The sequence below is a fragment of the Streptomyces bikiniensis genome (assembly GCF_000716625.1).
GTDB lineage: Bacteria > Actinomycetota > Actinomycetes > Streptomycetales > Streptomycetaceae > Streptomyces > Streptomyces bikiniensis.
Genome location: NZ_JNXJ01000013.1, coordinates 16,115 through 31,411, shown reverse-complemented (window position 1 = coordinate 31,411; position 15,297 = coordinate 16,115). Strand labels below are relative to the sequence as shown.

15 protein-coding genes and 1 tRNA gene are annotated in these 15,297 nt (G+C 72.2%); 6 read left to right on the top strand and 10 right to left on the bottom strand.

Features of this window, described 5'->3' with window-relative positions; all coding sequences use genetic code 11:
• Positions 1-21: 21 nt before the first annotated feature.
• The 7 genes from OO47_RS12190 to OO47_RS33960 all read right to left on the bottom strand — a co-directional run bounded on the left by OO47_RS12190 (position 22) and on the right by OO47_RS33960 (position 5,723).
• On the bottom strand, positions 22-465 hold the full coding sequence (locus OO47_RS12190; protein ID WP_030216710.1) for a hypothetical protein: 444 nt from the start codon (positions 463-465) through the stop codon (positions 22-24).
• 39 nt (positions 466-504) lie between these two features.
• Positions 505-1,104 carry an aminoacyl-tRNA hydrolase gene (pth, locus tag OO47_RS12185; RefSeq protein WP_030216707.1) on the bottom strand — a complete coding sequence of 200 codons (600 nt, stop codon included), beginning with the start codon at positions 1,102-1,104 and terminating at the stop codon, positions 505-507.
• Positions 1,105-1,243: 139 nt separating this feature from the next.
• Positions 1,244-1,858 (bottom strand): 50S ribosomal protein L25/general stress protein Ctc, encoded by a 615-nt coding sequence (locus OO47_RS12180; RefSeq protein WP_030216705.1) that lies wholly within the window; start codon positions 1,856-1,858, stop codon positions 1,244-1,246.
• Between the two features lie 250 nt (positions 1,859-2,108).
• Positions 2,109-3,083 (bottom strand): ribose-phosphate diphosphokinase, encoded by a 975-nt coding sequence (locus tag OO47_RS12175; protein ID WP_030216703.1) that lies wholly within the window; start codon positions 3,081-3,083, stop codon positions 2,109-2,111.
• A gap of 119 nt (positions 3,084-3,202) precedes the next feature.
• A complete protein-coding gene (gene glmU, locus OO47_RS12170) occupies positions 3,203-4,651 on the bottom strand; it encodes a bifunctional UDP-N-acetylglucosamine diphosphorylase/glucosamine-1-phosphate N-acetyltransferase GlmU (RefSeq protein WP_030216701.1) in 1,449 nt (482 codons plus the stop codon).
• Positions 4,652-4,773: 122 nt separating this feature from the next.
• A tRNA-Gln gene (locus OO47_RS12165) sits at positions 4,774-4,847 on the bottom strand.
• Positions 4,833-5,723, bottom strand: coding sequence for a hypothetical protein (locus OO47_RS33960; RefSeq protein WP_051716153.1), 891 nt, complete (start codon positions 5,721-5,723; stop codon positions 4,833-4,835). Before OO47_RS33960 ends, OO47_RS12165 begins: the two co-directional genes overlap by 15 nt.
• Positions 5,724-5,852: 129 nt before the next feature.
• Here OO47_RS33960 and OO47_RS12155 point away from each other — a divergent pair, with 129 nt between their 5' ends.
• Positions 5,853-7,175 carry a sensor histidine kinase gene (locus OO47_RS12155; RefSeq protein ID WP_030216697.1) on the top strand — a complete coding sequence of 441 codons (1,323 nt, stop codon included), beginning with the start codon at positions 5,853-5,855 and terminating at the stop codon, positions 7,173-7,175.
• Positions 7,176-7,294: 119 nt separating this feature from the next.
• On the opposite strand, the gene OO47_RS12150 is transcribed toward OO47_RS12155, so the two are convergent.
• Positions 7,295-7,786: an SUKH-3 domain-containing protein gene (locus tag OO47_RS12150; protein ID WP_030216695.1), complete on the bottom strand. Its 492-nt coding sequence runs from the start codon at positions 7,784-7,786 to the stop codon at positions 7,295-7,297.
• Between the two features lie 11 nt (positions 7,787-7,797).
• Positions 7,798-8,310, bottom strand: coding sequence for a YwqJ-related putative deaminase (locus OO47_RS12145; RefSeq protein WP_030216693.1), 513 nt, complete (start codon positions 8,308-8,310; stop codon positions 7,798-7,800).
• A gap of 269 nt (positions 8,311-8,579) precedes the next feature.
• Between OO47_RS12145 and OO47_RS12140 the strand changes: the two genes are divergently transcribed.
• From OO47_RS12140 to OO47_RS12130, 3 genes are all read left to right on the top strand, one after another.
• The gene (locus OO47_RS12140) at positions 8,580-9,578 is read left to right on the top strand and encodes an SMI1/KNR4 family protein (RefSeq protein WP_033208958.1); all 999 of its coding nucleotides are present in this window, start codon (positions 8,580-8,582) and stop codon (positions 9,576-9,578) included.
• Between the two features lie 7 nt (positions 9,579-9,585).
• Positions 9,586-12,219 carry an SUKH-4 family immunity protein gene (locus tag OO47_RS12135; RefSeq protein ID WP_030216687.1) on the top strand — a complete coding sequence of 878 codons (2,634 nt, stop codon included), beginning with the start codon at positions 9,586-9,588 and terminating at the stop codon, positions 12,217-12,219.
• A gap of 126 nt (positions 12,220-12,345) precedes the next feature.
• On the top strand, positions 12,346-13,242 hold the full coding sequence (locus OO47_RS12130; RefSeq protein ID WP_030216684.1) for a hypothetical protein: 897 nt from the start codon (positions 12,346-12,348) through the stop codon (positions 13,240-13,242).
• A gap of 255 nt (positions 13,243-13,497) precedes the next feature.
• Here the strand turns inward: OO47_RS12130 and OO47_RS12125 are convergent, their stop codons facing one another.
• Entirely contained in the window at positions 13,498-13,992 is a 495-nt protein-coding gene (locus OO47_RS12125) for an ATP-binding protein (protein WP_030216670.1), read from the bottom strand.
• Between the two features lie 134 nt (positions 13,993-14,126).
• Here OO47_RS12125 and OO47_RS12120 point away from each other — a divergent pair, with 134 nt between their 5' ends.
• Positions 14,127-14,936, top strand: coding sequence for a helix-turn-helix domain-containing protein (locus OO47_RS12120; RefSeq protein WP_051716152.1), 810 nt, complete (start codon positions 14,127-14,129; stop codon positions 14,934-14,936).
• Positions 14,933-15,121 carry a DUF397 domain-containing protein gene (locus OO47_RS12115; RefSeq protein WP_030216664.1) on the top strand — a complete coding sequence of 63 codons (189 nt, stop codon included), beginning with the start codon at positions 14,933-14,935 and terminating at the stop codon, positions 15,119-15,121. Before OO47_RS12120 ends, OO47_RS12115 begins: the two co-directional genes overlap by 4 nt.
• Positions 15,122-15,297 lie beyond the last annotated feature (176 nt).

Sequence of the window (15,297 nt, the reverse complement as noted above, 5' to 3'; positions counted from 1 at the left end):
TCCCTCACACGTACGTACGGCTCAGAGCGCGAAGAACGTCGCCACCAGCAACCCCGCGCCCAGCCCCGCCAGCGACCACGCCGTCCGCGGCAACCGCAGCCCACCGCCCACCAGCGGCGCCGCGAGCAGCAGCGCCCCGCCCAACGGCAGCCAGGCGTGCAACCCGCCGCCCCAGCCCGCCCGCACGCCCTCGTCCGTACCCGGCTTCACCACCACCGGGATCGTCATCCCCGGCCCCGCCGCCACCGACCGCCCTATCGACAGCGTCCGGCGCTCCCCACCCGGCTCCCCCGGCACGTACCGCCCGCTGCACGACTCCTCGCCGCAGGCCGTCACCGTCAGCGTCCCGTGCTCACGCCCCTTGCCCAGCAGCACGTGCTGGGCCGAGGCCCACGAGGCCCACACGCCCGCGACGACGAGGAGCAGGGCGACCAGGGCCAGGGCGGCGTTACGGACGTGCGTCATGACCCGCGATCGTACAGTCGTACGCCCGTATGACCAGACTCAGGAGTTGTACGCGGACTGCGCCCGCTCCAACCCCTCCGCCACCAGACACTCCACCGCGTCCGCCGCCCGGTCCACGAACCAGTCCAGGTCCTTGCGCTCCGCCGACGAGAAGTCCTTCAGGACGAAGTCCGCCACCTGCATCCGGCCCGGCGGCCGCCCGATCCCGCACCGCACCCGGTGGTAGTCCGCCCCCATCGCCTTCGTCATCGACTTCAGACCGTTGTGCCCGTTGTCCCCGCCGCCCAGCTTCAGCCGCAGCACCCCGTAGTCGATGTCCAGCTCGTCGTGGACCGCCACCACGTGCGCCGTCGGCACCTTGTAGAAGTCGCGCAGCGCCGTCACCGGACCGCCCGACAGGTTCATGTACGACATCGGCTTCGCCAGCACCACCCGCCGACTCGCCGGCCCCGGCGGACCCATCCGGCCCTCCACGACCTGCGCCTGCGCCTTCTGCGCCCGCCTGAACGAGCCGCGCATCCGCTCCGCCAGCAGGTCCACCACCATGAAACCGATGTTGTGCCGGTTCGCCGCGTACTCCGGCCCCGGATTGCCGAGGCCGACGATCAGCCAGGGCGCGTCGGCGTCGTCCGTCGTCATGTGCGTCAGATCTCCTCGTGTCCGCAAGCGGTGTCCCGTGAGCGGTGTCCCGTAACCCGTACATCCGTACCCGTACAAGGGAAACGGGGTGACGGGCCGTGCGGCCCGTCACCCCGTCACATCAGGCAGAGCCCACGGCTCAGGCCTCGGCGCCCTCGGCGGTCTCGCCCTCGGCGGCCTCGGCGGTCTCGCCCTCGGCGGCCGGCTCCTCGGCCTGGGCGGCCAGGACCTGCAGGACGACGGCGTCGGCGTCGGTCACCAGGGTGGTGCCCTTCGGGAGCTCGATGTCCTTGGCGAGCACGGAGGCACCGGCCTCCAGGCCCTCGACGGAGACCGAGAAGGACTCGGGCAGGTGGGTGGCCTCGGCCTCGACCGAGAGCGTGTTCAGCACGTGCTCCAGGAGGTTGCCACCGGCGGCCAGCTCACCCTCGGCCTGGACCGGAACCTCGACGGTGACCTTCTCGCCGCGCTTCACCAGAAGCAGGTCGACGTGCTCCAGGAAGCCCTTCAGCGGGTCGCGCTGCACGGCCTTCGGGATCGCCAGCTCTTGGCCCTTGCCGTCGATGTCCAGCGCGAGCAGGACGTTCGGCGTACGCAGGGCGAGCAGCAGCTCGTGACCCGGCAGGGTCAGGTGGACCGGGTCCGTGCCGTGGCCGTACAGGACGACGGGGACGTTGTTGTCACGACGGATCTTGCGGGCGGCGCCCTTGCCGAACTCCGAACGGACGGAGGCGGCGATCTTGACCTCGGACATGTGGCACTCCTCGTAGAAGGTGACGGAAAACGAGGTCACCCGGCCACGACTGGCGATGGCCTGCTACGAAGAGCGCGTCGATAACGGACCGCCGGAACCCTCCACGGGTACGGCCTCCCTCGCCGAGCAACCCCGGCAGTCTACCCGCCGCCACCGAACCGCCCAAATGGATCAGCACGGACCGGCGGGAGCACGGGAAAGGACCGCCTCCCCACCGGGGAAACGGCCCTCCCTGTCACTTCTCCGGAGCTCAGTGCTCCTCGAAGAGGCTCGTCACCGAACCGTCCTCGAACACCTCGCGCACCGCACGCGCGATCGTCGGCGCGATCGAAAGAACCGTGATCTTGTCCAGCTCCAGGGCACCCGGCACCGGCAGCGTGTCCGTGAACACGAACTCGCTCACCTTCGAGTTCTTCAGACGATCGGCCGCCGGACCCGACAGGATGCCGTGCGTCGCCGTCACGATCACGTCCTCCGCACCGTGCGCGAACAGCGCGTCGGCAGCGGCGCAGATCGTGCCACCGGTGTCGACCATGTCGTCCACCAGGACACACACACGGCCCTTCACGTCACCGACGACCTCGTGCACCGTCACCTGGTTCGCGACGTCCTTGTCACGCCGCTTGTGCACGATCGCCAGCGGCGCGTCCAGCCGGTCGCACCAGCGGTCGGCGACCCGCACACGACCCGCGTCCGGAGAGACGATCGTCAGCTTCGAACGGTCCACCTTCGCACCCACGTAGTCCGCGAGCACCGGCAGCGCCGACAGGTGGTCCACCGGACCGTCGAAGAAGCCCTGGATCTGGTCCGTGTGCAGGTCCACGGTCAGAATCCGGTGCGCACCCGCCGTCTTCAGCAGATCCGCCACCAGACGCGCCGAGATCGGCTCGCGACCCCGGTGCTTCTTGTCCTGACGGGCATAGCCGTACGACGGGATGATCACGGTGATGCTCCGGGCCGAGGCCCGCTTCAGCGCATCGATCATGATCAGCTGCTCCATGATCCACTTGTTGATCGGAGCCGTGTGGCTCTGGATCAGGAAGCAGTCCGCACCACGGGCCGACTCCTGGAAGCGGACGTAGATCTCACCGTTGGCGAAGTCGAACGCCTTGGTGGGAACGAGGCCGACACCCAGCTGGTGCGCGACCTCCTCGGCCAGCTCGGGGTGGGCGCGGCCGGAGAAGAGCATCAGCTTCTTCTCGCCGGTCGTCTTGATCCCGGTCACAGCACTGTCTCCTCAGACGTGTTCCCTGGCCGCGATCCGCGCTCCCGTGCGCGTGAGCGAACCAGCCGAATTTGTGTGCACGTATCACGGTACGCCGAGTTCGACGCACCTGTTTCCGGTCAGCTTTCGACCGCGGACCCCTCCGAGCCGGCCTGAGCGGCCTGCGCGGCAGCGCTGCCGGGCCGCTTCCGGGCGACCCAACCCTCGATATTCCGCTGCTGGCCACGGGCCACGGCCAGGGCACCCGCCGGCACGTCCTTCGTGATCACGGACCCGGCCGCCGTGTAGGCACCGTCCCCGATCGTGACAGGAGCCACAAACATGTTGTCCGAACCGGTCTTGCAGTGGGACCCGATCGTGGTGTGGTGCTTCGCCTCGCCGTCGTAGTTCACGAAGACGCTCGCCGCGCCGATGTTCGTGTACTCGCCGATCGTCGCGTCGCCCACGTACGACAGGTGCGGCACCTTCGTGCCCTCGCCGATCGTCGCGTTCTTCATCTCGACGTACGTGCCCGCCTTCGCCTTCGCGCCGAGGTTCGTGCCCGGACGCAGGTACGCGTACGGCCCCACGGAGGCACCCGCGCCCACGGTGGCCGAATCCGCCACCGTGTTGTCCACCCGGGCGCCCGCGCCCACGGTGGTGTCCTTCAGCCGCGTGTTCGGACCGACCACGGCGTCCTCGCCCACGTGCGTGGCACCGAGCAGCTGCGTACCCGGCAGGACCACCGCGTCCGGCTCGAAGGTCACCGTCACGTCCACGAACACCGACGCCGGGTCCACGACCGTCACACCGGCCAGCATCGCGCGCTCCAGGAGCCGCTGGTTCAACAGCCCCCGGGCCTCCGCCAGCTGCACCCGGTTGTTGATCCCCAGGATCTCGCGGTGATCGGCCGCCACGGAGGCGCCCACCCGGTGACCCGCCTCGCGCAGGATCGACAGCACGTCGGTGAGGTACTCCTCACCCTGGCTGTTGTCCGTCCGCACCTGACCCAGCGCCTCGGCCAGCAGCTTCCCGTCGAACGCGAAGACCCCGGAGTTGATCTCCCTGATCGCCCGCTGCTCGTCGGAGGCGTCCTTGTGCTCGACGATCTCCGTCACCGCGCCCGTCGCCGCGTCCCGCACGATCCGCCCGTAACCGGTGGAGTCCGGGACCTCGGCACTCAGCACGGTGACGGCGTTGCCGTCGGCCGCGTGGGTGTCCGCCAGGGCGCGCAGGGTCTCGCCGGAGAGCAGCGGGGTGTCGCCGCAGACCACCACGACGGTCCCCTCGGGCGCCGCGCCCAGCTCCTCCAGGGCCATGCGGACCGCGTGCCCGGTGCCGTTCTGCTCCTCCTGGACGGCGGTGCGGGTGCCGGCGTAGTGCTCCTCCAGGTGCCCCCGCACCTGCTCCCGGGCGTGCCCCACGACCACGACGAGGTGCTCGGGCTCCAGCTCCCGCGCGGCGGACACGACGTGCCCGACGAGCGAACGCCCGGCGATCTCGTGCAGGACCTTGGGAGTCTTCGACTTCATGCGGGTGCCCTCACCCGCTGCGAGGACGACGACAGCTGCGGGGGGGTTGGCGCTCACGGGAATGCCCTTCGGCTTTGGTTGGTGGACGCACGAAGGATACCGGGGGGCCGTGGGGCGGACATGAGTGCGGGTCCTGACCGTGGAGGTCAGGACCCGAACCGAGGTCTTGTTTGCTGTTGCTCCCCCGCAAGGATTCGAACCTTGACCTGCCAAGACCAAAACTTGGTGTGCTGCCGGGTTACACCACGGGGGACCGGTGCGTCAGACCATACCGGAGAGGTGTCTCCGCCTGGGCCACGATTCCCTTCCACCACCCTTCGATGCGACGGTACAGGTCCGCACTGTCCAGGACCCGGATCACGAGACAGCCGTGATAGCCGACATCCACGTTCTTCCGGTTGGTCCGGGGATTGTGACGCTTGATGGTCGTCTTGTTGAAGGCCGGGGGATCGACGCCGACGAGGTCGGCCCAATACCGCTCGGCTTCGGTCGCGTCCGCGGTCTCGTGGATCATCACGTAGTACCTCCGACGCTCGGGCTCGACCCCGAGGAGGTCGAGCCAGGCGGCGAAGACCCGGATCATGCCGGGGTCGCTGTTCACGAACACCACGCGCTCCCGGCGGTCGTACGGCTTGTCCTTCGTCCCCTCCGCCCAGTAGAGCCCCACGCCCAACAGGAAGAGTTCTCGCTCCGACAGGGCTCCGATCTCCTCGGCCGCCGTGCGCTTGGTGGCCTCCCGCTCCTCCTGGCGCCGCCGCAGGGTCGCCTCCCAGCCCCGTCGGGCGATCGCGGACGCCTCCTCCGGGGTCCGCTTCCGGTCCGGCTTCGGCAGGTCCCGGACCCACAGGGAGATCGAGCTCTTCGAGCAGCCCAGCTCCACCTGGATCCGGTCGTACGTCCAGCCCTCCAGGCGCAGCTCGCGGGCGCGGGCGCGCAGGTCGTCCTTGGCGTTCGGGCGCCTGGTCCACTCCGGCGGGGGTTCGCCTTCGAGGAGGCGGTTGAGGATGTCGTTGTTGTCGACGTGGAGGCGGTCCCGGATCTGGCGGCGGCTGAGGCCTCCGCGGCGGAGTGCGATCGCCTGCTCGCGCAGGTTCTCGAAGTCCGCGTACTTGCTCGTGGCGGATGTCATACGAACACCCTCGTCCGGAATCCGGACGTCCACGTCGAAAACTCTGGCGATTCAACAGTTCGAGGGACTGGTGTGCGCAAGGTTGACGGGGGGCGTGGCGGGGGCGGGGTCGCCCGTAGGGTGGTGGGCATGACCGCAACGGGGGCAGAACGGGACGCCGCGGGCGTCGGGAATCGGTGGTGGGGGAGACGGCGGAGCGCCGTTCTCGACGTCGGGCTCGCGGTCGTGTCCGCGCTGGAGTGCGGGATCGAGGGCATCGGTTTCGCGGAGAAGGCCGCGCTGCCCGTGCCCCTGGGCGTGGTGTTCGGGCTGCTCGTCGGTTCGGTCCTCGTCGTGCGCCGCCGCTGGCCCATCGCCGTCGTCCTCGTGTCGATCGCCGTCGCGCCCGCCGAGATGGGCTTCCTGATGGGGATCGTCGGGCTCTACACGCTCGCCGCCTCCGACGTGCCCCGCCGGGTCACCGCCGTTCTGGCCGGGATGTCCACGACGGCCGTCTTCATCGTGACGGTGGTCTCGCTGCGGCAGGACATCGCCCGTGCCGAGCTGGAGACGAGCAGCTGGTACGTGCCCGGCATGGCGCTCCTGCTGACCCTCGGGCTCAACGCCCCGCCGCTCCTCCTCGGCCTCTACATAGGGGCCCGTCGCCGGCTCATGGAGAGCCTGCGGGAGCGGGCCGACAGTCTGGAGCAGGAGTTGTCCCTGCTCGCGGACCGGGCCGAGCAGCAGGCCCAGTGGGCGCGGCAGGAGGAGCGGACCCGGATCGCCCGCGAGATGCACGACGTGGTCGCGCACCGGGTGTCGCTGATGGTGGTGCACGCCGCCGCGCTCCAGGCGGTGGCCCTGAAGGACCCGCAGAAGGCGGTGAAGAACGCGGCCCTCGTCGGTGACATGGGTCGGCAGGCGCTGACCGAGTTGCGGGAGATGCTGGGCGTGCTGCGGGAGGGGGCCGTGCCTCCCGCCCCGGCGCCGGTGCCGCTGGCGGCGGTCGGGCGGGCCGCCGCCGCTGCCGCCGAGGCGGCGGCCGGCGAGGGCGGGGGCGACGGGCCGCGCCTGGACGCCCTGGAGGCGCTGTGCGAGCAGTCGCGGCTCGCGGGGGCGGTCGTGGAGCTGGTGGTGCTGGGGGAGGTGCGCGCGTATCCGCCGGAGGTGGAGCGCACGGCGTACCGGGTGGTGCAGGAGGCCCTGACCAACGTCCACAAGCACGCGGCGGGCGCCGAGGTCGTGGTGCGTCTGGCGCATCGCGGGACGGAGGTGGCGATGCAGGTGGAGAACGGTCCGTGCCCCTCGGAGGCGGGGGGTGCCGGTGTCGGTCTGCCGAGCGGGGGGAACGGGCTGGTCGGGATGCGGGAGCGGGTGTCCCGGCTGGGCGGCGCGTTCGTGTCGGGGCCGACGGACGCGGGCGGCTTCAAGGTGTCGGCGGTGCTGCCGGTGGGGGAGTCGGAGGCGGCGTAGCCCGGCGGGGCCCTTTTCGTCCCCGTACCGGTCCCCGTACTGGTCCCCGTACCGGTCCCCGTACCGGTCCCCGTACGCGCCCCCGCAGCAGTCCCCGTACCCCTTCCTCCTTCCTGCTCCTACTTCGCCGTCAGCCGGGTCGGTTGCGCCCCCGTGATCAGGGTCGAGAGGGCCGCGTCGATGTCCTTGCCGAGGTACCAGTCGCCCGCGTGGTCGAGGCTGTAGACGCGGCCCTCCGCGTCCATCGCCAGGACCGCGCGGTGGTCGCCCTCCTCGCCGAGGGGGGCCAGCTCGGTCTCCAGGGCGCGGCCGAGGTCCGCGAGGGTGCGGGAGAGGTGGAGGCCGGCGAGGGGGTCGAAGCGTACGGCGGCGGGGGCTATCTGCCGGCCGTGTCCGGGCGCGGTGACCCGCAGGCCGCCGAACTCCGCCCAGGCCTCGACGACGGCGGGGAAGACGCTGTGCCGGTGGCCGGCGGGGGAGACGTGGGCGCGCAGGGCGTCGGCCCACTCCTCGGCGAGCTTGATGTCCCAGCGGCCGGGTTGCCAGCCGGCCTCGCGGAGGGCGGCGTCGACGTTGACCGGGAAGCGGGTGGTGCTGAGGTGGTCTGGCATGAGGAGTGCGGTCAGCCGTTCTCGACAGGCGTGGTGGGGTCGACGGTGCGGACGCCGAAGTGGGCGAGCATCGCCGTGCAGGAGCGGCAGGGCGGCGCGTAGCTGCCGTGCAGCGGGTCGCCGTCCTCGCGGATGTGCCGGGCGGTGAGCTTGGCGTGTTTGAGGGAGCGGCGGGCCTCGCCGTGGGTGAGCGGCTTGCGCTGGGCGCGCTTGGAGCGTCCGCCCTCGGTGGCGGCGAGGTGCCGGGAGAGCAGGATCGCCTCGGGACATCGTCCGGTGAACCGTTCCCGCTGGCCGCTGGTGAGGGTGTCCAGGAAGTCCTGGACGAGCGGGTGCAGGACGGGTGGGCGGTCGCCGCGGCCCGCGGTGCCGGTGAGGGTTTCGCCGCGTACGGAGAGGGCGGCCCCGACGGTGGGAAGGATTCCGTCGCGGCGGTGACGCAGTAAGGGTGCGCGGCCGGCCTCGGCGCTGCTGCTCCAGTTGAGGCGTGGGTCACCCTGTGTGGGCGTCGGTGCTGCGTGCATGGTGCTGGTCTTCCCCTCCTGCAATCCCCCCGAGTTGCGTGGACAGCCTGCCAAATGGGGAGCCATATGGGGAAGCTGGGGCGCCGAAACGGGCTTTCGGTGTGTCGGAATCATGGTGTGCCTGTCATGGGGTCGTGACGTTTGGTCACCGTCGGATCGGGCCGGTTCGGCCTCTTGTGGCAGCGCATAGGCTGTGCGGCATCAGTCGGCGGCAGTCAGCGGTCCGGCTGTCGGTAGCAGTCAGCGACGCCATGCAGGGGGCAACCGCCATGACGACAGGTCGGCTCGGGCAGGACACCGCGCCACCGAACGCGGCCTACGCCGGGCAGGTCGTGCACTTCCCGGATCCGGTCCGTGCTTCCCGGCACCCTCGTGGGGTGCGGGTGGACGGGCGCGGTTATCCGGACTTCTCGCCGTACGCGCGCGCGGCGGCGGAGATCGCGGATCCGCCGGAGGGCTTCGGCGTCGACGAGCTGCGGCTCACGGACTACGTGTCGGCGAACGCGGCGATGGCCGCGACCGGTCACGAGCTGTGGGACACGATTCCGGCGGTGGCGACGCCGCACGGCTGGACCTGGCACCACGTGGCGCACAGCCGCCGGATGGAGCTGGTGCCGGTCGAGGTGAAGGCGTTGTTGCGGCACCACGGCGGGGTGGCGACGGCGGCGGTGGACCAGGCGAAGCGGGGGACGCGTCCGTTGCAGGAGACGCGGCCGGTGCACTTCGGGCTGCCGAAGGGCCGGGTGTCGGTGTCGGAGCAGCAGCTCCAGGGCGTCGAGGAGGACCTGGGCTACCGGCTTCCGGGGGCGTACCGCACGTTCCTGAAGGCGGCGGGAGGGTGTGCTCCGGTGGGGGCGGCGCTCGACGCGGAGCTGGGGCTCCTGGTGGACCAGCCGTTCTTCACGGTGCGGGAGGAGGCCGGGATCAACGACCTCGTGTACGTGAACAAGTGCCTGCGCGACCATCTGACGAAGGACTACCTGGGCGTCGCGTTCGTGCAGGGCGGTCTGGTCGCCCTGAAGGTGCGGGGCGGCGGGGTCGGTTCGGTGTGGTTCTGCGCGTACGACGACGCGCGGGACGCGGGCGAGGTCGCGGCGGGGTGGTCGGTGAACGAGCGGGTGGAGCGGTTGCTGCTGCCGTGCGGCGAGGACTTCGACGCGTTCCTCCAGCGGTTGGCGGGCAATCCGCCGGAGTTGGAGACGGTGGCGAACCTGATGGTGGACGGTGGCTTCGCGCGCGCCGTGCCCGTGGTCCCGGTGGGGGAGTGAGCTGGCTGTGGTGACGTTCGCGCAGGCGCAGGAGCGCGCCGAGGAGTGGATCAACGGGGATCTGCCGGGCTATCAGCACCGTGAGGTGCGGGTGCGGGAGTTCGAGCTGGGGTTCGTGGTGTGGGCGGAGGACCGCGAGGGCGGTCCGACGTCGGACGGCGGGCGCCAGCGGCTCGTGATCGCGCGGGACAGCGGTGAGGCGACGCTGTGGCCGGGGCTGCCGGTGGGCGAGGTGATCCGGCGGTACGAGGAGGAGTACGGGTCCGCGGACGAGGTGCCGGCGCAGGCGGCGGTGCCGGCGGCGCGGATCGATCTGAACCAGACGTCGTTCCTGCTGACGCCGCCGGAGTGGTTGCAGGACGCGGCGGACAAGATCGGGTTGCCGAGGGAGGAGTCGCACGCGTCGCAGGAGGGCGCGGGTGCGGCGGGTCCGGTGGACGACGTGTCGGACGTGGCGGAGGGGGTGGGGGCGACGGGGCCGGTGGTGTCGTCGGCGTCGGTGGCGTCTTCCGAGTCCTCGGCGTCTTCGGCGTCTTCGGCGTCCTCGGGATCTTCGGGTTCCTTCGCTTCCCCTGTGTCTTCTTCCGCCGCTTCGTCCCCTTCTTCTTCCTCTTCCTCCTCTTACTCCTCTTCCTCCGCGTCGTCGGCGGTCTCGTCGGACGAGGCCTCGTCCCCGTTCCCGGAGGCGTCGGAGGTCTCGGAGGCGACGGACTCGGCTCCCGGTGCCGCCTCCGAGGACGACGCGTACGAGCCGACCGCGATGGACGGCGTTCCCGCGTCCGCGCCCGTGCCGCCGTTCGCGCCCCCGCCTCCCGTGGTTCCGGCGGCTCCGCCCGCCCCCGCGCCCGTGGCCGGGCCGTGGGTGGACGCGAACGCGAGTTCCGGTGGTGCGGACGGGGCGGTGCCGCTGCCCGCGACCGTCTTCGCGCCGCCGCTGACGGGGACGGACGACGAGGACGCCCCGCCGCCGGTGGTGGGCGCCGACGCGCCGACGGCCCTGATGAAGGGTGGCAGCGCGCTGCCCCCGACGGCCGTGGCGCCCCGGCTCGACCCGGCCGCGCCGCCCCCGCCGGGTGCCACCCCGGCGTCCCCGGCCGTTCCCGCGACCCCGCCGCCTGCGCCGCCCGGGCCCTCGGGTGCCGGGGACATCGCGGACGCCGCGACGAGCAAGGCCACGCCGCCGCCGAAGAGCGGTCGCGGTCCGGTCGGTCCGCCGCCCCCGCCGGGTGTTCCGGGCGTGCCGGGTGCGTCGTCGGGGGGCAACGCGTACATCCCGACGCAGTTGGTGTCGCAGCTCGGGCCCGAGGGGCCCCGGCCGCCGGCACCGCCCGCGCAGCCGGGTCCCCCCGGGCCGCCGCCCGCCCCGCCGGGTCCGGTGACGCCGCCGCAGCCGGTGCACCACGCGGCGACGATGCTGGCGCAGCCCGGTCCGGCGGGTCCGGGCGGCCCGGGGGTGCCTCCGCCCCCGCCCCCGCCGCCGGGCGTGCCCGGTACGCCTCCGGGCGGTGTCGCGCACGCGGCGACGATGCTGGCGCAGCCGGGTCCCGGCGGTCCGGCCGGTCCGCCGCCTCCGCCCGCCCCGGCGCCGCCGGTGCACGGCGGGCACACGCCGCCGCCGGTGGCCGGTCCCGTGCCTCCCGCGTACGGGTATCCGCAGCAGCCGACGGGTCTGCCGACGGTCGGTCCCGGCTACCAGGCGGTGCTGCGCTACCGGGCGCCGGACGGTTCCGAGGCGCAGATCATCCGGCGTTCGGCGCCGGGCACCCCGCATCCGGAGTGGCAGATCCTGCACGAGCTGCGCGCGATGAACGTGCCGCCGCAGCAGGTGCTCGAACTGCACACGGAGCTGGCGTCCTGCGAGCTGCCGGGCGGTTACTGCGCGCGGATGATCCGGGAGACGTGGCCGCAGGCGCGGATCACGAGCATCGCCCCGTACGGTCGTGATCACGCGGGCCGTCAGCAGGGCATGCGGCAACTGCTCACCCACCAGGGCGAGTTGCACCAGGTGGCGGACGGTCCGGCGCGGCCCGCGCCGGTGCGGGCGCCGCTGCCGCCGGTGCAGCCGGCGCCGTCGGTCCCGCCGGAGGCGATCGCGCAGGAGCTGGCCGGGGCGTTCGGTCCGGGCGTCCTCCGCTTCGACCAGCGGGCGGTGTCGCGGCAGGGCGTGCCGGAGCTGGTGGCGCGGACGCTGGTGTGGGCGGGTCTGCCGGCGGACTTCGGTCCGTTCTTCTGGGCGCAGCCGGCGGTGCCGGTGGTGCCGACGCTCGCGGAGCTGGCGGCGCAGCGGCAGGTCGCGGCGGCGCCGGACGCGAGTTCGTACCTGGTGCTGGGGTCGGACTTCGGGCGGGCGATCTGCGTCCAGTACGGGACCGCGCACATCGTGGCGGTGCCGGTGGAGGCCGGTCCGGGCGGGCAGTCGGTGCCGCCGCAGTTCGTGAACACGGGGCTGCCGGAGTTCACGCGCTCGATGGCGCTGCTCGGCCGGATGTGGCGGCTGCGGTTCGGGCTCAATCCGGAGCAGGCGGGCCGCTGGACGGTGGACTTCCAGGCGCAGCTGGCGATGCTGGACCCGGCGGCGCTCGCGTCGCCGGAGAACTGGTGGTCGGTGCTCCTGGAGCAGATGTGGGACGGCCTGCTCTGACCGGTTCCGGTTCACGGTCGGACGGGATGTGACGAAAGGCGCTCGGCGTGTGTACACGTTGGGCGTCTTTTGTCCGTTCTGATGGCGCATCCTGGAGGTTCGGGCCAGAGGGAAGGGACGTCAGGGATGGGTTTCGCTGTCGGGCGGGGACGGAGCTACCGCCCCGAGCAGGTCGACCGCTTCCTCGCCGCGCTCTCCGCCGAGTGCGACGACGCCCGGGAGCGGGTGGTGCTGCTGACCGCCCTGGTGGCGGAGCGGGAGACGGAGCTCGCGGGGCTCCGCGCGCTCGTGGAGGGGCTGCCGCCGCAGCGGTACGAGTCGCTGGGCGAGCGGGCGCGGAAGATCCTGGAGTTCGCCGAGGCGGAGGACGAGACGCTCGTACGGGCCGCCGAGGCCGACGCGCAGGCCCTCGCGGAGGCGGCCGACGCGGCGGCCCGGGAGGCGGCGGAGTCGGCGCGGGCGTACGCGGAGGGCGTCCGCGAAGCGGCGGAGGCGAAGGCCCGCGCGACCCTGGAGGCGGCCCGGAAGCGGGCCGGGGAGCTGGCGGCGGAGGCGGAGCGCGAGGCGGCGGAGCTGCGGTCGGCGGCCCGGGAGGTCTTCGAGGAGACCGAGCGGCGCGCGGCGGAGCTCCTGGCGGAGCAGGCCGCCGAGCAGAAGGCGGTACGGGAGGGGGCCGAGCGCGAGGAGGAGGCGCGGGCGGCCGAACTCGACGCGCACCACGAGGAGTTGATCGGCCGGGCGGAGTCCCGTCTCGCGGAGGCCCGCCGGTCCCTGTCGGAGACCGAGGAGCAGGCCCGGCACGGCCAGGAGGACGCGGACGCGAAGGCGGCGGAGCTCCTGACCGAGGCCCGCCTGAAGGCCGAGCGGACCGAACGGGCGACGGAACGGGTCCTGCGGGAGCACGAGGAGGCGCGGGACGAGATCCACTCCCACATGGAGCACATCCGCAGCTCCCTGTCGGCCCTGACGGGCCGGGGCCCGGAGGAGAAGCCGCGACCGGAGCCGGAGGCGGACGGCCGGTAGGGGCCCTGCTCCCGGCGGGAAGGGAATCGGGGTGCGCGGCGCCGGACCGCCCGTCTACCTTCCCGCTCATGCTCATGAAGCTGACGGCCGTCACGCTCGACTGCGCCGACCCCCTGGCCCTGGCCGACTTCTGCCACCGGGCCACCGGCCTGCCCGTCCACGAGCGGTCGGACGCCGAGTTCGCGGGCCCCGCCCGGACCTGTGGCGGGTCGTCCTGGACCCGGCCTGACGGTCCCGCGTACCGCCTGAGGGGCCTCAGGCGAGGACGCACTCCGCCCACACCGTCTTCCCCGGGCCCAGGAGCCTCGGGCACCAGCCCCAGCGGTCGGCGAGCCCGTCCACGAGCAGCAGTCCTCGGCCCCCGTCCGCGAGTTCCGGACCGGAGCCGGGGTCGGGGAGCTGTCCGGGCCGGGGCGGTACGCGCTCGGCGCGGGTGTCGCTGACCTCGATCCGGGCGAGGGGCCGGGGGTTCTCCATGATCCGCAGCAGCAGGTGGAAGTCCCGCCCCGGCACGTGCCCGTGCCGCACCGCGTTCGCCGCCAGTTCGGCGGCGACCAGGACGACGGTCTCGTGCGTCTCCGTCCCGTACGGCACGCCCCACTCGTCCAGCCGCACCCCGACGAGCCGCCGCGCGAGCCGCGCGCCCCGGGTGGTGGACGTGAAGCGCAGGCTGAAGATCCTGCTGTCCAAGTAAGGCGAGTAGCAAGAGGGTTGGGTGGTGCCCGTGGGGCTGCCGTTGTCGCTCGTCATGCCTCCCAAGGTCCTCTTGGTGGCGTAGCGTGACCAGGGGTGACGCACCGACGCGGTCGCCTTGTACGTGTGGTGTCGGTGCAGGTACGAGAGGCGGGGTGCGGGTGGCGGAGGAGCAGGCGGACGAGGGCCGGATGGCGGACAAGTCCGGTCAGGGTGTCGTGGCGGCGTTCGGGCAGAGCCTGAAGACGCTGCGGACGCGGGCGGGGATGGAACGGGAGGAGTTCGGCAAACGGCTGGGCTACTCGGCCTCCACGATCGCGTCGTTCGAGCAGGGCCGGAGGATCCCGCCACCGCGCGCGATCGACCGCTTCGATGAAGTACTGGACGCGGGCGGGCTGTTGAAACTGTGGAAGGAGCAGTTGGAGAAGGCGCAGTACCCGGTGTTCTTCCAGGGAATGGCGGAGCTGGAGAAGCGGGCGATAGAGCAGCTGGCGTACGACACCCTGGTGGTCAACGGCCTGCTCCAGACCGAGGAGTACATGCGGGCGCTGCTCAGCAACCGGCGGCCGCCGCTCGACCCGGAGACGATCGAACAGCGAGTGACTGCTCGGCTGGCCCGGCAGGACATCTTCGACCGGCGTCCCGAACCGCTGCTGAGCTTCGTCATGTGCGAGTCGGTGCTGCGGCGGAAGTTCGGCGGCAAGGAAGTGCTGCGCGGACAGCTGGAGCAACTGCTCCTCATCGGCCGGCGGAGGAACGTCGAGCTTCAGGTCATGCCGCTCGACAGCGAGGACAACTCGGGTGTGGACGGCCCCTTCACCGTCATCACGCGTGAGGACGGCAAGAGGTTCGTCTACGTCGAGGCCCAGGGCACCAGCGCCCTGGAGACCGACCCCAAGCAGGCCGTTCTCGCGGCTGCCCGCTATGGGATCATCCGGTCACAGGCTCTCACCCCGCGAGAGTCGCTGGAGTTCATCGAGAAGTTGCTGGGAGAGCTATGAACAACACGGAATCCCTCGCCTGGTTCAAGAGCAGCCACAGCGGTGCTGAGGGCGGCCAGTGCGTCGAGATCGCGACCGGCGCGGGAGCCGTGCACGTCCGTGACTCCAAGGACGTGGCCCGGCCGGCCCTCCGAGTCTCGCACGACGCGTGGGCCGGGTTCGTCGGCCTCGCCTCGGCGGAGTAGTACAACCGCCGCTTGTACGCGGTCGGTCCTCGCGCCCCGTCCCCTCCCCCAGCACCGGGAAGCGGCGGGGCGCGAGGGTGGGCGGGGCTTGCGATCGCGTTCGGGGGCCAGAACCGGCAGATCTGCTGGTGGTCGGCGTCCACCTCGGCCTCGGCCCCCGAGGGGGCCTGGAAGCC